Origin of the sequence: Aestuariibius sp. HNIBRBA575 (genome assembly GCF_040932005.1) — a bacterium.
In the GTDB taxonomy this organism is placed as follows: domain Bacteria; phylum Pseudomonadota; class Alphaproteobacteria; order Rhodobacterales; family Rhodobacteraceae; genus CANLNM01.
Window position 1 is genome coordinate 3,054,437 of sequence record NZ_CP162414.1, and the last position, 18,244, is coordinate 3,072,680.

The 18,244-nt window shown below is 55.8% G+C and carries 22 protein-coding genes; 11 read left to right on the forward strand and 11 right to left on the reverse strand.

What is annotated here, in order from left to right:
• Positions 1 to 28 precede the first annotated feature (28 nt).
• Positions 29 to 238: a hypothetical protein gene (locus AB1F12_RS15375; RefSeq protein WP_368185241.1), complete on the forward strand. Its 210-nt coding sequence runs from the start codon at positions 29 to 31 to the stop codon at positions 236 to 238.
• Between the two features lie 18 nt (positions 239 to 256).
• Here the strand turns inward: AB1F12_RS15375 and AB1F12_RS15380 are convergent, their stop codons facing one another.
• Positions 257 to 904 carry a carbonic anhydrase gene (locus AB1F12_RS15380; RefSeq protein ID WP_368185242.1) on the reverse strand — a complete coding sequence of 216 codons (648 nt, stop codon included), beginning with the start codon at positions 902 to 904 and terminating at the stop codon, positions 257 to 259.
• Between the two features lie 364 nt (positions 905 to 1,268).
• Between AB1F12_RS15380 and AB1F12_RS15385 the strand changes: the two genes are divergently transcribed.
• The 3 genes from AB1F12_RS15385 (at position 1,269) to AB1F12_RS15395 (ending at position 3,735) form a co-directional block, all read left to right on the forward strand.
• Positions 1,269 to 1,442, forward strand: coding sequence for a hypothetical protein (locus tag AB1F12_RS15385; RefSeq protein WP_368185243.1), 174 nt, complete (start codon positions 1,269 to 1,271; stop codon positions 1,440 to 1,442).
• A 68-nt stretch (positions 1,443 to 1,510) separates the two neighbouring features.
• A complete protein-coding gene (locus tag AB1F12_RS15390) occupies positions 1,511 to 2,893 on the forward strand; it encodes a M17 family metallopeptidase (RefSeq protein ID WP_368185244.1) in 1,383 nt (460 codons plus the stop codon).
• Positions 2,890 to 3,735: an NlpC/P60 family protein gene (locus tag AB1F12_RS15395; RefSeq protein ID WP_368185245.1), complete on the forward strand. Its 846-nt coding sequence runs from the start codon at positions 2,890 to 2,892 to the stop codon at positions 3,733 to 3,735. The genes AB1F12_RS15390 and AB1F12_RS15395 overlap by 4 nt, the downstream gene beginning before the upstream one ends.
• Here AB1F12_RS15395 and AB1F12_RS15400 read toward each other — a convergent pair.
• From AB1F12_RS15400 to AB1F12_RS15415, 4 genes are all read right to left on the reverse strand, one after another.
• Positions 3,716 to 4,054 (reverse strand): DUF2794 domain-containing protein, encoded by a 339-nt coding sequence (locus tag AB1F12_RS15400; RefSeq protein ID WP_368185246.1) that lies wholly within the window; start codon positions 4,052 to 4,054, stop codon positions 3,716 to 3,718. The genes AB1F12_RS15395 and AB1F12_RS15400 overlap by 20 nt on opposite strands.
• A 40-nt stretch (positions 4,055 to 4,094) precedes the next feature.
• Complete coding sequence (locus tag AB1F12_RS15405; RefSeq protein ID WP_368185247.1) at positions 4,095 to 4,385, reverse strand: I78 family peptidase inhibitor; 291 nt, start codon at positions 4,383 to 4,385, stop codon at positions 4,095 to 4,097.
• Positions 4,386 to 4,425: 40 nt separating this feature from the next.
• Positions 4,426 to 5,046: a TetR/AcrR family transcriptional regulator gene (locus AB1F12_RS15410; protein ID WP_368185248.1), complete on the reverse strand. Its 621-nt coding sequence runs from the start codon at positions 5,044 to 5,046 to the stop codon at positions 4,426 to 4,428.
• Between the two features lie 88 nt (positions 5,047 to 5,134).
• Complete coding sequence (locus tag AB1F12_RS15415) at positions 5,135 to 5,320, reverse strand: hypothetical protein (protein ID WP_368185249.1); 186 nt, start codon at positions 5,318 to 5,320, stop codon at positions 5,135 to 5,137.
• 150 nt (positions 5,321 to 5,470) lie between these two features.
• Here AB1F12_RS15415 and mbfA point away from each other — a divergent pair, with 150 nt between their 5' ends.
• The 7 genes from mbfA to AB1F12_RS15450 are packed head-to-tail and all read left to right on the forward strand — an operon-like array spanning position 5,471 to position 11,190.
• Positions 5,471 to 6,448 carry an iron exporter MbfA gene (mbfA, locus tag AB1F12_RS15420; RefSeq protein WP_368185250.1) on the forward strand — a complete coding sequence of 326 codons (978 nt, stop codon included), beginning with the start codon at positions 5,471 to 5,473 and terminating at the stop codon, positions 6,446 to 6,448.
• Between the two features lie 39 nt (positions 6,449 to 6,487).
• Entirely contained in the window at positions 6,488 to 7,423 is a 936-nt protein-coding gene (locus tag AB1F12_RS15425; protein ID WP_368185251.1) for an AEC family transporter, read from the forward strand.
• A gap of 51 nt (positions 7,424 to 7,474) precedes the next feature.
• Positions 7,475 to 8,305 carry an S-formylglutathione hydrolase gene (gene fghA / locus AB1F12_RS15430; protein ID WP_368185252.1) on the forward strand — a complete coding sequence of 277 codons (831 nt, stop codon included), beginning with the start codon at positions 7,475 to 7,477 and terminating at the stop codon, positions 8,303 to 8,305.
• Positions 8,302 to 8,754 (forward strand): YaiI/YqxD family protein, encoded by a 453-nt coding sequence (locus tag AB1F12_RS15435; protein ID WP_368185253.1) that lies wholly within the window; start codon positions 8,302 to 8,304, stop codon positions 8,752 to 8,754. The genes fghA and AB1F12_RS15435 overlap by 4 nt, the downstream gene beginning before the upstream one ends.
• The gene (locus tag AB1F12_RS15440) at positions 8,751 to 9,371 is read left to right on the forward strand and encodes an HAD family hydrolase (RefSeq protein WP_368185254.1); all 621 of its coding nucleotides are present in this window, start codon (positions 8,751 to 8,753) and stop codon (positions 9,369 to 9,371) included. Before AB1F12_RS15435 ends, AB1F12_RS15440 begins: the two co-directional genes overlap by 4 nt.
• Positions 9,368 to 10,288 (forward strand): ornithine cyclodeaminase family protein, encoded by a 921-nt coding sequence (locus tag AB1F12_RS15445; protein WP_368185255.1) that lies wholly within the window; start codon positions 9,368 to 9,370, stop codon positions 10,286 to 10,288. The genes AB1F12_RS15440 and AB1F12_RS15445 overlap by 4 nt, the downstream gene beginning before the upstream one ends.
• The gene (locus AB1F12_RS15450) at positions 10,276 to 11,190 is read left to right on the forward strand and encodes an alpha/beta fold hydrolase (RefSeq protein WP_368185256.1); all 915 of its coding nucleotides are present in this window, start codon (positions 10,276 to 10,278) and stop codon (positions 11,188 to 11,190) included. The genes AB1F12_RS15445 and AB1F12_RS15450 overlap by 13 nt, the downstream gene beginning before the upstream one ends.
• A gap of 75 nt (positions 11,191 to 11,265) precedes the next feature.
• Here AB1F12_RS15450 and AB1F12_RS15455 read toward each other — a convergent pair whose 3' ends face one another.
• The 6 genes from AB1F12_RS15455 to ilvD form a co-directional block, all read right to left on the reverse strand.
• A complete protein-coding gene (locus AB1F12_RS15455) occupies positions 11,266 to 12,171 on the reverse strand; it encodes a LysR family transcriptional regulator (protein WP_368185257.1) in 906 nt (301 codons plus the stop codon).
• A gap of 221 nt (positions 12,172 to 12,392) precedes the next feature.
• Entirely contained in the window at positions 12,393 to 14,417 is a 2,025-nt protein-coding gene (locus AB1F12_RS15460) for an FAD-dependent oxidoreductase (RefSeq protein ID WP_368185258.1), read from the reverse strand.
• Positions 14,418 to 14,483: 66 nt separating this feature from the next.
• Positions 14,484 to 14,861 carry a hypothetical protein gene (locus tag AB1F12_RS15465; protein ID WP_368185259.1) on the reverse strand — a complete coding sequence of 126 codons (378 nt, stop codon included), beginning with the start codon at positions 14,859 to 14,861 and terminating at the stop codon, positions 14,484 to 14,486.
• Between the two features lie 27 nt (positions 14,862 to 14,888).
• Positions 14,889 to 15,662, reverse strand: a complete 774-nt coding sequence (locus AB1F12_RS15470; RefSeq protein ID WP_368185260.1) for a DUF6478 family protein — start codon at positions 15,660 to 15,662, stop codon at positions 14,889 to 14,891.
• Between the two features lie 97 nt (positions 15,663 to 15,759).
• The gene (locus AB1F12_RS15475) at positions 15,760 to 16,440 is read right to left on the reverse strand and encodes a hypothetical protein (RefSeq protein ID WP_368185261.1); all 681 of its coding nucleotides are present in this window, start codon (positions 16,438 to 16,440) and stop codon (positions 15,760 to 15,762) included.
• A complete protein-coding gene (gene ilvD, locus AB1F12_RS15480) occupies positions 16,440 to 18,173 on the reverse strand; it encodes a dihydroxy-acid dehydratase (protein ID WP_368185262.1) in 1,734 nt (577 codons plus the stop codon). Before ilvD ends, AB1F12_RS15475 begins: the two co-directional genes overlap by 1 nt.
• Positions 18,174 to 18,244 lie beyond the last annotated feature (71 nt).

Consider the following 18,244-nt stretch of genomic DNA (forward strand, 5'->3'; position numbering starts at 1 on the left):
TATCCCGTTCTCATAAGAGAGCGGGAGAATGCCATTGAAAGACTTTCAGTTTAACTGCCCGGATTACCTCGCACAGCGATTCTGGCTCATGTGCACAGAAAACGGTGAAACGCCCGGCACGGTGCTACGCGAATTCATGGTGCGGGAAATTTCCAAAGCAGATCCCGCGTTTGAGTTGGATCTAAAAACGGAAACCGGAAGGGATGCCTGGGCCGTCATTAAGGGGAATCCTAAATAGACGACCCAACCCAACAAATTAGACTGGAACGAACTTGTTTCGTTCTGGGTCGTAATATTCCAGATCACCTTCGCCGATGTCGTTCCATGCACCATGCAGAGTGAGTCGATCATCGGCCACACGTTCCGCGACATCGGGGAATGTCATTAGGTTTTCCAAAGACACCAAAACCGCCTCACGTTCGAGCGCGGATTTGCGCATGGTATCATCCCCTTCTGGCAGGCGATCATATCCGGGGCGCAGAATGTCCATCCAACGCCCGACAAAGCTCTCTTTCTCTTCCAGTTCCGGCGCTTTGCCTTCGCACATGTTATAGCAGCCTTCGACGCCGCCACAGCTGGAATGCCCCAGAACGATCAGATGCGAAACTTTGAGCGCCGTCACCGCATATTCGATGGCCGCTGACGTGCCGTGCGCCGCCCCGTCCGGCGAATAGGGTGGCACCAAATTCGCAATATTACGGTGAATAAAAATTTCGCCCTGATCCGCGCCAAAAATCGACGTTACATGAACACGGCTATCGCAACACGAAATCACCATGGATCGTGGGCGCTGACCTTCGTTTGCTAACCGTCTGAACCAATTGGCATTTTCCGCATGCGAGGTGGCTTTCCAACCGTGATACCGCTTTGCAAGATAGGCAGGCAATGGCCGCGCGTTTTTCATGTCTCTCTCCGTTCGCTTCTCTTGGCCGTGGTTAATACCTTCAATTTTCAAGTTTTTCGAGCTATTTCGTCGCCCGGCCTTCATCACTTGAAAACCGTGTTTGCGATATGCCTAAGTCATGGAAAAGGCAGCAATTCATATACTTGGTATTCACCCAAATCTCGACGGATTGAGCGTCGTTCAACCCCGAGACAATTTGGCGTTTGATCCAGCCCCTTTGGCGCGTTTATTCGCGGATAAAGGGCCCCATCAGGCAGAGGAAATCATCTGCCGTGCAGTCGAAGATTTAGCGCGTAAATTGCAACGCGTAGAGGAGAACCACAGGGCCTGTACCTTTGCCAGGCTCGGGGAATCAGCGGCAGGAATGATCGCTGTAGCCGATCAAATTGGCCTCAGCGCCGTGTCACAGGTCGCCAAAGATGTGCGTGATTGCGCGCTGAGTGACGATGCAGTTGCGTTGGGATCCACCGTTGCGCGCCTGACACGTGTGACTGACCGGTCCCTGACGGAAATCTGGGACGTTTCGGTTATGCCCTAAGCATCGCTTTCCTCTTGCGGTCGCAATTGGGCGCAATAATGTGGAGAGACACATTATCGGATTGCACAATGACCCCAGTTTTCGCCCCAAAATCCACGACCTCTTATCCACTTTATCTGGTGACGCCAGACACGCTTGAAGCTGTGGCCGGCACGTTGCCTTTGCACGCTCAAAACTGGGTGCAGGCGAACGGGTTCAAAGGCAATGCCGGCGAAACATTGGTTTTGCAAAGCGAAACAGGCGCGATTGCAGGCGCGGTTGTCGGGCTGGGTGCACCAGAAACCGCTGCAAGGCGTCGCTTTACTGCGGCAAGTGCTGCAAATTCCTTGCCTGCCGGGGACTGGGAATTAACCGGGGACCTTTCAGATGAACTTGCCACGGAAACCGCGCTGGGTTGGTTGTTGCAGATGTATCGATTTGATCGATATGCCACCCAACCACAGGCGCAGGCCCGTCTGGTTGCCCCCGCAAATGTTGACGCCCCCCGGATAGAGGCGATCGCTGCGGGCGAATTTTTGACACGGGATTTGATCAATACACCCGCCGCAGATATGGGCCCCCAACAGCTAGAACAAGCCGCCCGAAACCTCGCCAAGGACCACAACGCAGAAATCGCCGTGACCACCGGGGCCGATTTATTGGACGCCAATTTTCCACTGATCCACTCGGTCGGCCGGGCCAGCCCAAACGCGCCACGCCTGATCGATCTGCACTGGGGCAAAACGGGCCCCACCCTGACTTTGGTAGGCAAAGGCGTGTGTTTCGACACAGGCGGTTTGAACCTAAAGCCCGGCGCGTCGATGGGCCTGATGAAAAAGGATATGGGCGGGGCCGCAACCGTATTGGGGCTGGCGCATATGATCATGGCCCTGAACCTGCCTTTGCAACTGCGTGTCCTGATCCCGGCCGTTGAAAACAACGTTGATGGCAATGCCTTTCGCCCCGGTGATATCTTGACCAGCCGCAAAGGTCTGAGCGTCGAGATCAACAACACAGATGCAGAAGGGCGACTGGTTCTGGCGGACGCGCTGGCGCTAGGGGCCGAAGAAAACCCTGATTTGATGGTATCCATGGCCACATTGACCGGCGCGGCCCGTGTGGCGGTTGGCCCCGATTTGGCGCCATATTATACGGATAATGACAGCGATGCTGCCGCGCTGGAAACCGCCGCAAAACAGGCCGCTGACCCGGTTTGGCGCATGCCATTTCACACCCCGTATGAATCGATGATCGAACCGGGGATCGCGGATTTGGACAATGCGCCAAAGGGTGGATTTGCCGGATCGATCACCGCGGCATTGTTTCTGCGTCGGTTTACCAGCGATACAAATTACATGCATTTTGACATCTACGGTTGGAACCCAAGCGCAGCCCCGGCCCGTCCAAAGGGCGGCGTTGGAATGGGCGCGCGGGCGCTGCTGGATGCATTGCCAGACATGTTAAAACTATGACCGATTCCCGTTTGTTGGCGGCAAATGCACGATTTGCGGCATCGGAATTGCAGGGCCAAGTTGATGCGCCTCATTTCATTGAGGGTGACATGTGCCGCATCGTTACAGATTTGGCAGATCTGCGGTGCGACCCCGCGCAAACCGGGCTTGATCGGCAATTGGTGCACGGGGATCGTTTCCGTGTTTTGGAACGCATCAATGGTCAGGCCTTTGGTCAATCCGATCGCGGTGGCTATGTCGGATATGTCCCGGATTACGCGCTGGGGCTGTGGATCGACCCCACTGATCAGGTTCAGGTGCGGGCTACCTTTGCCTTTGACCGCCCCGATTTCAAAGCGCCAAAGCCGATTGTTTTGACCTATGGCGCGCGTATTCATGCCCAAGGCACAGAGGGCCGGTTCACGCGCACATTGGACGGGCATTACATCCCATCACATCATTTGGCCCCGCTATCTGATCCGCCAATCGATCCCGTTTCTGAAGCAGAAAAGCTGCTGGGCACACCCTATTTATGGGGCGGAAATTCCAGCGCGGGTATTGATTGTTCGGGGCTGGTTCAGGCCGCGTTTATCGCCTGTGGGTTGGATTGTCCGGGGGATAGCGACCTGCAACAGGATATGTTTGGCACCGAATTTGGCGAAGGTATTCCGCTGATGCGCGGGGATTTGCTGTTCTGGAAGGGACATGTGGCCATGGTTGTGGATGAACACCGATTGATCCATGCCAATGCGTTTCATATGGCGGTCGAATTCGAAGATGTCGCCCAAGCCATCGCCCGGATCGCCGCGCAAGGTGACGGCCACATCACGGCGCGCAAGCGGGTTACTTTACCGCTCGGATAAGCTTGCGTTCCAACACCCGCAGCACTTGTTTCAGGTCATCGCCGCGTTTCAAAATCTGACCTTCCATCGTCACCACCGAATATTGCCCCTGTCGAAGCCGCAATTTGGGTCGCTTTTCGATGCGATATAATGGAAACTCAGCCGTGCGACGGAATACTGAAAACACGGCCAGATCCTTGAGCGAAGAAATCCCATAATCGCGCCATTCCCCGGCGGCGACCATGCGCCCATACAACGACAGGATCGGCGCCAATTCTGTTCGGTGAAACGCCACGATTGGCTTGGCGGGTGGAAACGGCGAAGAGTTTTGCACATTCATACCAACAGCTTGCGCCGCAAATGCGTGTAAATCAAGTCCCTTAGCCGCAAGTGATCCGTATGATGCGATTGGCGCTGTCGATGTGAAAATTCAAACGCTCTGCGCTGAAATCCATCGTCACGGCAGTTTCTGGGCGAATGATGCGGACCGGTTTCAGGATTAAAACACGTTCCAAATCCGTCGCATCCCGCCCGACATAGTCGACATAGCTTTGTGCGTCGCAGGTATCCTGCGCGACAGGTGGCGCGATGGGGTCTGGCTGCATCCCAGCGCAGGCGGCAACGCCCAGTGCGCAGATCAACATCAACGGGAATTTTGTCAGATTCTTCATGACGCCAGCGTCGCAAATTGTGAGCGTGCTGTCGATCCGGTTATTTGCCGTAACGCGCCAGGAACATATCCACGGCCGATACCACAACCCGTTCGCGTTCTTCTGGGGTGACGTGATCCTGAACCTGCATGATCAGCCGGATGAAATACTGTGACCGGCACAGGTCTTCGAATTGGCAAGCGGCCAAATCCAAGTCCTCTATGGCCAGTTCATTGCGGTCGATCGCGGCTTGAAAATAGGCCTTTAGCGGTCCAATCACCGACACCTGAACCATTTCGTAGAACGCCCGCCCCATATCTGGGAACCTTGGGGATTCAGCGACGTTGATGCGATAGGTTTCTTGGCCGAAATCGCAGCAGAAAAAATCGACCAGCTGGGTGGCGATATTTGTCAGAACGTCACGCGGCGCAGCCGTCAGATCGACAGATTCCAACACATCTGTCGCCTGACGTTCACATTCGGTTTTGGTGACCTGCATAAACAGCGCACCTTTGTCGGGGAAATAACTGTACAGCGTTGCCTTAGAGACACCGGCCGCTTTGGCAATGTCGTCGACGCTGGCGCCTTCGAAACCATCGCGCATAAAAACTTCGCGGGCACCTTCGATCACCTGATCAAATTTGCGCCCTCGTTTTACTTCGGTCGTGGTTCCGTCTGGCATTCAGTTCCTCCTGTGTGGGTCGTCTATAAACAAGTCGGTTTAGTTGCAGCAAGATAATTACAGTCCAACCCGTGAATGGGCCGCAACGTTATTTTGCGTCATCTGCCAAACATGTCGGCGCACCAAGGCTGGTCATGTCAACACAATCTTGCGTGACGATGGGCTGTGGCTCTGGATAAGTGAGCGTCGGGAAAGCGTTAATCAGTCCCCCGGCATTGGCGGCTCCCGCAGCAAAAGTCAGAGACAAGGCGAAGGCGGCAAAAATCGGTTTCATGGTTTGATCCTTTGGAATCGGTTGATGATTATAAACTAAACAGTTTAGTTTTATCTTTCAAGGGGAGTTGAACTGATTAGTTCACTTTTCGCCTTGCCTCTGAGCGAGAAATCACTAACTTAGAATTATTCTAACAATAGGACCCAACCTATGATTCCCGGATTTGCCAGCCGAAAACGGTTCAAAGACCTGTCTGAGCAAGAAATTCTGGCGCTGGCCATTTCGTCAGAGGAAGATGACGCCCGGATCTATCGCACCTATGCTGAAAAGCTGCGCGATGATTTCCCGGCCTCTGCGCTGGTTTTTGATGGGATGGCCGCCGAAGAAGACGACCATCGGCGACGCCTGATCGCGCTGCATCAGGACCGGTTTGGCGACATTATCCCGCTGATCCGGCGCGAACATGTGTCGGGGTATTACGCCCGTCGCCCCACTTGGATGATGCAAAACCTCAGCCTGGAACGTATCCGCCAAGAGGCGACGTTGATGGAAAAGGACGCCGAGCGGTTCTACACCGCCGCAGCCGCACAGACCACGGATGCCGCCACACGCACTTTGCTGGGCGATTTAGCCGCCGCCGAAGCGGGTCATTCAGACAAAGCGATTGCACTGGAGCAAAGCAGTCTAAATTCCGTTGCACGCGATGACGAAGACGCCACCGCCCATCGTCAATTTGTGCTGACATGGGTGCAACCGGGTTTGGCAGGTTTGATGGATGGGTCAGTGTCAACTTTGGCCCCGATTTTTGCCGTTGCTTTTGCGACCCATGACACGTGGACCACGTTTTTGGTTGGATTGGCGGCATCTGTGGGCGCCGGGATTTCCATGGGCTTTACCGAAGCGGCGTCCGATGATGGGCAAATTTCCGGTCGTGGATCACCCTATAAACGTGGATTTTCCAGCGGTATCATGACGATGGTTGGGGGATTGGGCCATGCGCTGCCCTATCTGATCACCGACTTTTGGACCGCCACTATCATCGCGTTGATCGTGGTGTTTGTTGAATTATGGGCAATTGCGTGGATCCAAAACAAATACATGGAAACCCCGTTTTTCCGGGCCGTTTTTCAGGTGGTTTTGGGCGGTGCATTGGTGTTCGCGGCTGGTGCTTTAATCGGGTCTGGTTAGGCCGTTTTATTCGATAAACAAACGTGTTAGGGCAGTGTCATGCTGGATATTTTCCTTCAGACATTGCCCTTTTTCGCGCTGATCGGCCTTGGCTATGGATCGGGCGTGACCGGCTTTTTCCCGGCGCAGGCCACGGCCTATCTGACCCGGTTCGTGTTCTACTTTGCCTTGTCGGCCATGTTGTTCAAATTTTCGGCCAATCTCAGCTTGGCCGAAATCTGGAGCTGGCCGCTGGTGCTGGCCTATCTCAGTGGCAGCATCGCCATTTATCTGATCGCGACAATCGTTGGGTTCATGCGCGGGCTCACCACCGCCGAGGTCGCATTTGAGGCCCAATGCGCGGTAATCGGCAATACCGGGTTTCTGGGCATTCCGATGCTGGTCCTGCTGCTGGGCACCGCCGCAATCGGGCCGGTGATGATCGCGCTGGCCATTGATTTGATCGTGTTTGGGTCACTGGTTGTAATCCTGGTCACGGGGTCACGCGATGGCCGCATGTCCCCCGCCATTTTCAAGAGCATCGGGTTGGGCCTGATCAAAAACCCGATGATTGTGTCCACATCAATAGGCCTGCTTTATTCGGCGTCCGGCCTGCCCATCCCGGCGCCGGTGAATTCGTTTGTGACGATATTGGGGGCCGCGGCCACGCCCGGCGCTTTGTTCGCCATTGGGGCATCCTTGGCCACCATCACCGCCGACCGGATCGCGATCCCATTCTGGCTGACATTCGCCAAATTGGTGTTGCACCCAGCCGCCATTGCGATCGCCACGTTGATGATTTTCCCGGTCGCCCCCTATCAGGCCGGCGTGGTCATTGCCGCTGCCGCTCTGCCTGTCGCGGGCAACGTCTATATCATGGCACAGCACTATAACGTCGCCCCGGGACGCGTTTCCGCGTCGATCCTGATTTCCACGGCAATCAGCATTATCACTGTGTCGATGGTCATTGCATGGGTGACAAGCCTGACAGGCTAAGCTAGCCGTTAGGTAAATGGATTTACCAGACGAACCTAATTGGAGACCCCCATGGAAACCCTTTCCGAAAATAAGTGTTTTGGAGGCGTTCAAGGCGTCTATTCCCATCGCTCTGATGCCTGTGCGGGGGACATGACATTTGGGCTGTTCCTGCCAGAAGAGGCGCAAATGGGCACAGTACCAATGCTGTGGTTCCTGTCGGGGCTGACCTGCACGCACGAAAACGCGATGACCAAGGCGGGCGCACAGGCATGGGCCGCCGAACAAGGGATCGCTTTGGTGTTTCCTGACACGTCACCACGGGGTGAAACTGTGGCCAATGACGACGCCTATGATCTGGGTCAGGGGGCCGGGTTTTACGTCAATGCCACCCAAGATCCCTGGGCCAAACATTTCAACATGTGGGATTATGTTGCCGATGAATTGCCGCGCATTTTGGGCGCTAATTTTGCGGTGGATACCGACCGCCAATCCATCACAGGCCATTCCATGGGCGGCCACGGCGCGTTGACCTTGGCGATGGGCCTGCCGGGTCAGTTCATGTCTGCCTCTGCCTTTGCGCCGATCTGTAACCCCACCCAATCCGATTGGGGCCGCAAACAGTTTAGCGCCTATCTGGGAACCGACGAAGCGACATGGCAACCCCATGACGCCACGCTGTTGATGCAATCCAAAGGTTTCGACGGACCGCTGTTGATTGATACCGGCACCGATGATCAATTCGGCGACCTTCTGGGCACAGACTCCTTTGCCGCCGCCATGGCCGCGCGCCGTCAACAGGGGACATTGCGCCTGCAAAAGGGCTATGATCATTCGTATTTCTTCATCTCAACCTTCATCGAGGATCACATCGCCTTCCATGCAGAGGCGCTTTATTCGTGACGATCTATGTGGACGCAGATGCCTGCCCGGTCAAAGCTGAGGTCGAAAAAGTCGGCACCCGCCACAAGGTCGCCATGGCGATTGTCAGCAATGGCGGATTGCGTCCATCCCTGAACCCGTTGGTGGAAAACGTGATCGTCCCAGAGGGTCCCGATGTGGCCGATATGTGGATCGCAGACCGCGCCGGGCCCGGTGATGTCGTGATCACCGGCGACATCCCATTGGCGGCAAAATGCGTGGAATCCGGCGCACGGGTTCTGAAACATAACGGCGAAGCCTTGACCCAAGCCAATATCGGCAATGTACTCGCCACGCGCGACCTGATGGCGGATTTGCGCGCCGCTGATCCGTTTCGTCAGGGCGGTGGCAAAGGGTTCACCAAGGCCGACAGATCCCGGTTTCTGGACGCGCTGGACCGCGAGTTGAACAAAATAAAGAGGGACCTATGAGTATCCAAGCCGTCATTTTTGACATCGGAAACGTGCTGATCGAATGGCAACCAGAGCGGTTCTATGATTCCGTTATCGGGGCCGCGCGCCGCAAAAAAATGTTCGCAGAGGTCGATCTGCATGGCATGAACGAACGGGTCGACCTGGGTGAAAATTTTCGCGACACCGTGATGGCGCAGGCCGACGCAACCCCCCAGTGGCACGATGAAATTGTGATGTGGCATGACCGCTGGATCGAAATGGCCGCCCCGGCGATGGACCATTCGGTCCGTCTATTGCGGGCCCTACGGCGCGCGAATGTCCCGGTCTTTGCGCTTAGTAATTTTGGCATTCAGACCTTTGCGATTGGCGAACGGGAATATCCATTTTTAGAGGAATTCGACCGGCGCTATATTTCGGGCCATATGGGCATCACCAAACCATCTGCGGATATTTATAAACAAGTCGAAGACGATTGCGGCCTGCCACCACAAAGCCTGCTTTTTGCTGATGATCGCGCCGATAACATCGCCGCCGCAGACGCGCGGGGCTGGCAAACGCATCTGTTTGAAACGCCACAAAAATGGGCGGATCGCTTGGTCGCCGAGGGGCTGCTCTCACCGGAAAACGCACAATGACAACCTTTGTTCCGTTTGACCCGACCGATCAGCATTTGACCTGGACCGGTCTAACGGACGCATTAGAGGCGTGTCACGCCCTGCCCCCCGCCACAGTCGACGACGTCTTTTTGTACCAAGACGACAACACGTTGCTCAACCGATCTGCATGGATACCCGGGCTGGGTCTGGCGGTGAAATGCGCCACGATTTTCCCCGGCAATCCCGCCAATGGCAAACCCATGATTGGCGGCGCGGTGAACCTTTTTTCCGACAAGGATGGCGCCCTAGAAGCCATCGTAGATTTCCATCTGGTCACCAAATGGAAAACCGCAGGCGACAGCGCCTTGGCCGCGCGAAAACTGGCGCGCCCAGACAGCAAAAACATCCTCATTATGGGGGCGGGAACCGTGGGGCGCACATTGCGATCCGCCTATGGCGAATTGTTCCCCGACGCGCAGTTCACCATCTGGAACCGCTCTGCCAGTGGGGCAGAAAAATTTGCCGCGCAATTCCCCGGCACAAAAATCGCTGCCGATTTGGAAACCGCCGTTGGACAGGCCGATATCGTGACCAGCGCCACCATGAGCACCCAACCGATTTTGGATGGGGCGTGGCTAAAACCCGGGCAACACATTGATTTAATTGGGGCTTATCGCCCTGACATGCGCGAAGCCAACGACATTGCGTTGCTGCGATCCCGGGTCTTTGTCGACAACCGAACCACGGTTTTGGACCACATTGGCGAATTGAAAATCCCGCTGGCCGAGGGGGTCATCACCCGCGACCATGTGGTGGCCGACTATTATCAAATGGATCTGTTTCAGCGGCAATCGGATGATGAAATCACCCTATTCAAAAACGGAGGTGGCGCACATTTGGACCTGATGACCAGCCGCCACATCCTTCAAACTTGGATGACTAAATGCTCTGGTTGATTGCGATATTTGCCGCTGTTGTGGCTGTTCCTTTCTTGCTGGAAACACGCCGCCGCCCGGTTCGCGCCGAACTTTACCCCAAAGCGCCGGGTGACTTTGCCCGGCTCAGTCAGGGCATCACACATTACCGCTGGATTGGACCAACCCGTGGCCCGGTTGTCATTGCCATTCATGGGCTATCGACCCCATCCCCAGTTTGGGAAGACATCGAAAATGGGCTGGCCCATCAGGGGTTTCGCGTCCTCAGCTATGACCTATATGGGCGCGGATTTTCGGATGCGGCCCCCGGTCGGCAGGGCCGTGATTTTTTCCTACAACAGCTGAACGATTTGCTGGCCCATGAAAACCTGACCCAAGATCTGAGCTTTATGGGCTTTTCCATGGGGGGATCTATCGCCACGGCCTTTGCTGCGGAACATCCGGATCGTGTAAAGCAAGTGATTTTGGTTGCGCCTGCGGGCATTCAAGCCAATGAAAGCCAATTCAGCGCCACTTGTCGCCGCATCCCCGGGTTTGGCGACTGGTTGCATGCCTTGCTTGCGGCCAAACGCCTGCGCGCTGGGATTAAATCCGGCCCAACATCTGATGATCAGAAAGCCACGCAATTGCATGAACTTAAACGCCGTGGATTCCTGCCCGCCATATTGTCCAGTCGACGTGGAATGCTGATGGATATTCAGGAAACCGAACATCGCAGTATCGCCAAATCAGGCATTCCGGTTCTGGCGATCTGGGGGACCAAAGATCGGGTTATTCCCATCAGTGCGATGGGGGTTTTGGCCCGCTGGAACCCAAAGGCGCTGCATGAAACCGTCGCGGGGGCGGGGCACGAATTGCCCATGACCCACGGGGAAAAGGCGGCCGACCTGATCGCAACAATGCTGCAGGATTCGATCCGCTAACAACCCAGTCTGTCAAAAAGAAAGCGGCCCTTGGGCCGCTTAGTGTGCTTTTCAGCACGAGGGAATTGTTCAACCTTACCAGGCGTCTGGGCCTTTATCGGCAAAGGAATGCGCCAGGAAATCGATGAATGCGCGCACTTTGGGCTGTGTGAACCGGCCCGGCGGGTAAACCGCATAGATGCCTTGTACTTCCTCTGGCAATTCTGGGATCGCATCCTGCACCAGCCCCTGTTCCATGGCTTCGGCGTATAGAAATTCTGGCAGATAGGCGATACCAAGCCCCGAAATACAGGCGTTCAGCAGGCTTTGACCGTCATTCACCGTCAACCAACCGGCCGTGCGCACCTGACGTTTTTCACCAGATGGGGCGGTCAGTTTCCAAACCGCGCCATTGGATTGGTTGGAATAATGCAGCAATTTATGTTCGTTCAGATCGTCGATTTTTTCAGGTCGTCCATATTGTTCGAAATAGGACGGCGCCGCGATCATGCGTTTGGTGGTTTCGGTTAGTTTCCGGGCCCGCAGGGTGCTGTCTTCTAGCTCTCCGATGCGGATCGCCATATCGAACCCTTCGGAAATCAGTTCAACATAGCGGTTATTTAGCACCATATTGACCGTAATATCTGGAAATTCCTGCAGAAATCCGCCCAGTACAGGGGACAAATGGTTCACACCAAAATCGGTCGCAACCGAAATCCGCAACAGACCTGACGGGGCCGATTGCATGGACGTGACCAAGGCATCCGCCTCGCCTGCATCGTTGAGAACGCGACGCGCGCGGTCATAATAGGCCAGACCAATTTCAGTGGGGCTAACACGGCGGGTTGTTCTGTTCAAAAGTCGCGCCCCAAGACGCGCCTCAAGTGAAGAGACATGCTTTGACACGGCGGATTTTGAAATCCCCATTTTCTTGGCGGCGTCTGTGAATCCACCTTGGTCAACAACTGTTGCAAAGGCTTCCATTTCCGTCAAGCGGTCCATTTGCGTCCCTTTTCTCGTCTTTAATTCGAGGTCCTGTATCGACGTGAAATCGGGCAGGAATGGGACAGTGCGCGGACAATATCAGGGTTTTTGAACGGCTGTTGGCAAATCGGAAACGAAGGATGGTCTGCGCTAACCCCTTATTTTGTGGGCAATAATACGAAAAGGGCACGATTGTCGCCGCGCCCCATTCAATGCTGCAAATTGTACATTCCCGCGATTTACAGGGACGCCGCCAGCCGAACGCCTTGGTTTATGGCGCGCTTGGCGTCCAGTTCAGCCGCCACATCTGCGCCCCCGATCACATGGACGTTTTGCCCCGCCTGTTCCAATGCATCCGCAAGACTGCGTTCGGACAATTGACCTGCGCACATGACAATTGTGTCGGCTTCGATCAAGGTTGGATTTTCGCGTGCCTCGCCAAAGCTGACCATCAACCCGTCGGCATCAATGCATTCATAATTGACCCCGGACATCATTTTGACGTCCTTCATTTTCAGGCTCGCGCGGTGAATCCAGCCCGTGGTTTTGCCCAGCCGTTTGCCCAACTTTTCTGGTTTACGCTGCAGCAACGTCACCTGACGCACCGGGGCTTCTGGTTTGGGGCCATCTGGGTGCAGTCCACCGCGCTGCAGTTGCGGATCGCCCACCCCCCATTCGGCGCGCCAATCGTCCAGATTTTCGGTGGGGCTGTCATCGATGACCAGATATTCCGCGATATCAAAGCCGATCCCACCAGCGCCGATTACCGCAACTTTGTTCCCGACTGGGGCCTGGTGGCGCAGCACATCAATATAAGACAGCACATTGGGGCCATCCTGCCCCGGAATGCCCGGATCACGTGGGGTGACGCCTGTCGCGATGATGACTTCGTCAAAGCCGGTCAAGTCACCGGCAACCACTACCGTGTTCAGCTTGAGCGTCACATCAGAGACATCAATCGCGGTTTTGTAGTAGTCGACCAGCCCGTGAAACTCTTCTTTGCCGGGGACCTGTTTGGCCATGTTCAGCTGTCCGCCGACCTCTGCCGCGCGATCAAACAGGGTCACGTCATGCCCACGTTGCGCCGCCGTCAGGGCCGTAGACAGCCCCGCAGGTCCAGCGCCGACAATGGCAATCCGTTTGGGTTTGTCTGCGCGATCAATCGTCAGTTCGGTTTCATAACAGGCGCGTGGGTTGACCAGACAGGTCGACATTTTGCCGCCGAATGTGTGGTCCAGACAGGCCTGATTACAGGCAATGCAGGGTGTGATTTCTGCCGCGCGACCTGTGGCGGCTTTGGCGACAAAATCCGCATCCGCCAAAAAGGGCCGCGCCATCGACACCATATCGGCGCAGCCATCGCTCAGTACGTCTTCGGCCACTTGGGGGGTGTTGATCCGGTTGGACGTGATCACGGGAATAGTCACATGGCCCATCAATTTCTGGGTCACCCACGTAAAGGCGCGGCGCGGCACCGATGTGGCGATGGTTGGAATGCGCGCTTCGTGCCAGCCGATGCCGGTATTGATGATCGTGGCGCCCGCGGCTTCGACCGCTTTGGCCAATGTGATCACTTCGTCAAAGGTGGACCCGTTGGGCACCAGATCGATCATCGACAACCGATAGATGATGATGAAATCCGTGCCCACCGCTTCGCGGGCGCGGCGCACCACTTCGACAGGCAATCGCATCCGGTTTTCATAGGACCCGCCCCAGCGGTCGGTGCGTTTGTTGGTATGTGTGACCAGAAACTGGTTCAGAAAATAGCCCTCTGATCCCATGATTTCGACACCATCATAGCCGGCCTGTTTGGCACGTGCGGCAGCGGTGACGATATCTGCGATTTGTTTCTCGATCCCGTCTTCGTCCAGTTCCTTGGGTGGGAACGGCGAAATCGGCGATTTGGTGGGGCTGGGGGCGACACATTCAGGGCTATAGGCATAGCGCCCCGCATGCAGAATCTGCATGGCGATTTTGCCACCCGCCTCATGCACACGGTCTGTGACCACTTTGTGATTGTCGATGTCGTCCTGGCTAAACAGCCCCGCCGCGCCAGGAAAAACGCCACCTTCGCGATTTGGCGCCATGCCACCGGTGACAATCAGGGCCACATCCCCGCGCGCCCGTTCGGCGTAAAATTCTGCGACCCGGTTCCAATCCTTGGTCTCTTCTAGTCCGGTATGCATCGACCCCATCAGGGTGCGGTTTTTCAGCGTGGTAAAACCCAGATCAAGCGGGGCAAGCAGTTTTGGGAAATCGGTCATGGGGCCTCCTGTTGTGGTCAACATGGCCCAAGCTGACGTTTACGTCACGCAAGACGCGACGTCAGATTACATGGTTTCGACGCAATGCCGCCGAAAGGCCCGTTTCAACATGTCCAATTCTGCGCGCAGCAGGTCCATTTCCGCGCGCATATCTTCGGCCAAGGCATCCCCGGCCAGAATCGCGATCGAATTTAGCGTTTCACCACTGTCTTGATCGATCAACAGGATCGTTTGCAACCCGTCCGATAACAATTCTGTCGGAATAGGAAGACGCACCCGAAACCGGCCACCTTCGCCTTCGGCCTGTACATCCAGCCCGTCCAGAACCCGATCCAGATGCATCGCCTTTAGGGGGGGCGGCGCGTCAAATTCTTTGGCCAGCGTCAAAATACCGTCCCAGACACCATCGGTCAGGCGTGTTTTGGTCAATCTGTTTTTTGCCATCACGTCGTTCCTTTACAATTCCGCCCGTTACAATTCGGCCCGGGGCGACCGGCTGAACGTTAGTTCGCGAATGGTCACTTGGTTCATTTCCGGCCCCTCAAAAATCAGATCGATCCACATCCGTTCGACGCGTTTTTCATTTAGATTGGTATAGGCCAGATCAAATTCGACCATCACATCCGATTGGTTCAGCGGTAATTCCCGCACCACCTGTTCGGTATTGGGGCCGTGTTTAATGTTCAACCGCGCAAAGATTTCGAGCGGTTTTTCCAGCTCGATAATAGTATCCAGTCGGATCAAGTGACGTTTTTTCAGGTTCTGACAAGCCTCATCCGGCAAATCCAGAACCAGCGACAAAAACGACCCATCAAATCGGAAAACATCCATGCGCAGACCAAACGGCGCGAGGTCTTCTTCTTTGGTGTTGCGCAGCTGGCGCAGGGTCAGCTCAGAAATCCGGCAATCGTGAAACACGGTGACTTCGTTGCCAAAACCCTGTTTGCTTTGGACGCTGGCCATGCCGCGCGGCTCCAATGGCCCGCGCCACAATTGCGGACGCCATGCCCAATCCGTGCCTTCGGGGCGGAAAAACGAATTGGACCCGATCCGTGGCAGGGCCAAACGCCCGTCGGCGACATAGATCAGTTCATTCAGTTTGTGACGCAGTTCGCGGGCCCGGCGACGTTGGCGGCTGAGCAATGCCAGATTGGCATGCCCCGCAGCACGGGCAACCTGCGACCACCGCCCCAGCAGCACCCTGTGGCCAATCCTATCGATGAACGAAAACCTACGCCTTGCCATTGCTTTACCCGTTGGACCTGCCCCGATGAATGTCACGCCATGCATTTACATGTCAGGAAACATACCTGCCAAATTGTTCACGAAAAGGAAACAGTTGTCAGCTTTCAGGGATTGTTTCCAATACAGATTCTGCGCGATTGGCATCAGAAAGCACATCTGCAGCAGATTGGATCAGCGATTTACCCTGCCAAGACGACATGTCCGTGCCGGTAATTGGGCGCAGATTAATGGTCACCAGACGATTATTCACATCCAGAAAGGCCCGCCACATGGAGGCATCCATGCCTTCGATGTCGGGTGCACTTGTGTCTGTGAACCGCACAAAAACCCGCTCGGAAATGAACTGAGTTTCAATGATTTCAACGTCTTCGGCCAAGCCAGATTGCGCGAGCAAGGCTTGCCCAGCTTCGGTTTCCATCAAATCGGCCAGCGACGATTCCGATCCGTTGACGATGGCCGTATCTGGTTCACCAACCTGATAGGTCAAAAATCCATCAAGCGACGGCAGCAATTCGGCGTCAGACACCCGCGCGCAGGCCGCAACCACGACAAATCCGGTATCTGTGCGGCTGGCGCTGCGATCAATGCAATAGCCATCGGGGCCGCGCAGGCTGATGTCACCGTCAAACAGAGACAGCGTTTGAATACCACGGGCCGTGCCATCATCCGCCGTCAGGTTTGACAACAAAGACAAATCGGCCAGACCTTTACCGAGGTCCAAACCGCCACATCCCGTGAGTGACATGGCGGCAATACATACAGTTACAAAGCGGCGCATCACAGATCCATGTAGATGTGCTTTTCTTTTTTGGCGCCCGGATGGGTCACGGCCCCATATTGGGTAGAGCCAACCAATTGCGCGTATTTCCACAGGGACCCAGACGCATAAATCGTCTCTTTGGGGCCTTTCCATTCGGCTTTGCGCGCGGCGAAATCTTCTTCGCTCAGGTCCACTTTCAATTCGCCGGTCACAGCGTTGATTGTAATCACGTCGCCATCTTTGAGCATCGCGATTGGACCCCCATGGGCCGATTCTGGACCGACGTGACCCACGCAGAACCCGCGCGTCGCACCAGAGAAACGGCCATCAGTGATCAACGCCACCTTTTTGCCCATGCCCTGACCAGACAGCGCCGCTGTTGTTGCCAGCATTTCACGCATCCCCGGACCACCGGCGGGGCCTTCGTTGCGGATGACCAGAACTTCGCCTTCTTCGTAGGCGCGCTGCTTGACGGCCTCAAATGCGTCTTCTTCGCATTCGAACACGCGGGCTGGCCCGGTAAAGCTTTGTTCTTCGACAGCCATACCTGCCACTTTCACGATCGCGCCTTCGGGGGCCAGGTTGCCTTTCAGGCCAACAACACCACCGGTTGGTGTCAGCGGCGCATCCACAGGATAGATCACGCGGCCATCGGCTTCGCCTTCGATCAGGTCCAGCTCTTCGCCCATGCTACGGCCCGATGCGGTGATGCAATCTTCGTGGATCAGGCCCGCTTTGCGCAGTTCCTTCATCACGACAGGCACACCGCCCGCTTCGTACAGATCTTTGGCCACAAACTGACCGCCCGGCTTCAGATCAACAAAATAAGGCGTGTCACGGAAGATGTCGCAGACGTCAAACAGGTCAAAATCAATGCCTGCCTCGTGGGCAATCGCGGGCAGGTGCAGACCGGCATTGGTCGACCCACCGGTACAGGCCACAACGCGCGCCGCGTTTTCCAGCGATTTGCGTGTCACAACATCGCGCGCACGGATGTTTTTTTCGATCAGGTTCATGACCGCTTCGCCAGAAGCAACGCCATATTGGTCACGCGATTCATAAGGCGCAGGGGCCCCGGATGAATTCATCAGCGCCAGACCGATTGCCTCAGATACGCAGGCCATGGTGTTGGCCGTAAACTGACCCCCACAGGCACCGGATGATGGGCAAGCCACACGTTCGATGATTTCCAGCTCGGCGTCGGACATATTGCCCGCCTGATGCTGACCAACGGCTTCGAACACATCCTGAACAGTGATGTCCTGACCATTCAAACGGCCCGGCAGGATCGATCCGCCATAGATGAACACCGACGGCACGTTCAGACGCACCATGGCCATCATCATCCCCGGCAGGGATTTGTCACAGCCCGCCAGACCAACAATCGCGTCATAACAATGGCCGCGCATGGTCAGCTCAACCGTGTCGGCAATCGCTTCGCGTGATGCCAGTGACGACCGCATGCCTTCGTGGCCCATCGCAATCCCGTCTGTCACGGTGATGGTGGTAAATTCACGCGGTGTACCATTGGCGGTTTTCACGCCCATTTTCACCGATTGCGCCTGACGGTTCAGGGCAATGTTACAGGGCGCTGCTTCGTTCCAGCAGGTCGCGACCCCAACCAGCGGCTGGTGGATCTCTTCTTCGCTGATGCCCATCGCATATAAATACGACCGATGTGGCGCCCGCGCGGGGCCTTCGGTCACATGACGGCTGGGAAGTTTGGATTTATCGACCTTGCCTTTAAGCATCACTTTATCCTCCGGGAATACGTTACGACGGGTCTAAAAGACCGATCCGACAAGGACAAGCGCGAACTGAC

Coding starts and splice junctions, on each gene's coding strand:
- fghA (WP_368185252.1), top strand. CDS start 7,475: ATGGAAACCCTTTCCGAAAATAAGTGTTTTGGAGGCGTTCAAGGCGTC.
- mbfA (WP_368185250.1), top strand. CDS start 5,471: ATGATTCCCGGATTTGCCAGCCGAAAACGGTTCAAAGACCTGTCTGAG.
- AB1F12_RS15390 (WP_368185244.1), top strand. CDS start 1,511: ATGACCCCAGTTTTCGCCCCAAAATCCACGACCTCTTATCCACTTTAT.
- ilvD (WP_368185262.1), bottom strand. CDS start 18,173: ATGCTTAAAGGCAAGGTCGATAAATCCAAACTTCCCAGCCGTCATGTG.
- AB1F12_RS15425 (WP_368185251.1), top strand. CDS start 6,488: ATGCTGGATATTTTCCTTCAGACATTGCCCTTTTTCGCGCTGATCGGC.
- AB1F12_RS15445 (WP_368185255.1), top strand. CDS start 9,368: ATGACAACCTTTGTTCCGTTTGACCCGACCGATCAGCATTTGACCTGG.
- AB1F12_RS15465 (WP_368185259.1), bottom strand. CDS start 14,861: ATGGCAAAAAACAGATTGACCAAAACACGCCTGACCGATGGTGTCTGG.
- AB1F12_RS15410 (WP_368185248.1), bottom strand. CDS start 5,046: ATGCCAGACGGAACCACGACCGAAGTAAAACGAGGGCGCAAATTTGAT.
- AB1F12_RS15395 (WP_368185245.1), top strand. CDS start 2,890: ATGACCGATTCCCGTTTGTTGGCGGCAAATGCACGATTTGCGGCATCG.
- AB1F12_RS15405 (WP_368185247.1), bottom strand. CDS start 4,385: ATGAAGAATCTGACAAAATTCCCGTTGATGTTGATCTGCGCACTGGGC.
- AB1F12_RS15380 (WP_368185242.1), bottom strand. CDS start 904: ATGAAAAACGCGCGGCCATTGCCTGCCTATCTTGCAAAGCGGTATCAC.
- AB1F12_RS15385 (WP_368185243.1), top strand. CDS start 1,269: ATGATCGCTGTAGCCGATCAAATTGGCCTCAGCGCCGTGTCACAGGTC.
- AB1F12_RS15455 (WP_368185257.1), bottom strand. CDS start 12,171: ATGGACCGCTTGACGGAAATGGAAGCCTTTGCAACAGTTGTTGACCAA.
- AB1F12_RS15450 (WP_368185256.1), top strand. CDS start 10,276: ATGCTCTGGTTGATTGCGATATTTGCCGCTGTTGTGGCTGTTCCTTTC.
- AB1F12_RS15470 (WP_368185260.1), bottom strand. CDS start 15,662: ATGGCAAGGCGTAGGTTTTCGTTCATCGATAGGATTGGCCACAGGGTG.
- AB1F12_RS15415 (WP_368185249.1), bottom strand. CDS start 5,320: ATGAAACCGATTTTTGCCGCCTTCGCCTTGTCTCTGACTTTTGCTGCG.
- AB1F12_RS15375 (WP_368185241.1), top strand. CDS start 29: ATGCCATTGAAAGACTTTCAGTTTAACTGCCCGGATTACCTCGCACAG.
- AB1F12_RS15440 (WP_368185254.1), top strand. CDS start 8,751: ATGAGTATCCAAGCCGTCATTTTTGACATCGGAAACGTGCTGATCGAA.
- AB1F12_RS15475 (WP_368185261.1), bottom strand. CDS start 16,440: ATGCGCCGCTTTGTAACTGTATGTATTGCCGCCATGTCACTCACGGGA.
- AB1F12_RS15400 (WP_368185246.1), bottom strand. CDS start 4,054: ATGAATGTGCAAAACTCTTCGCCGTTTCCACCCGCCAAGCCAATCGTG.
- AB1F12_RS15460 (WP_368185258.1), bottom strand. CDS start 14,417: ATGACCGATTTCCCAAAACTGCTTGCCCCGCTTGATCTGGGTTTTACC.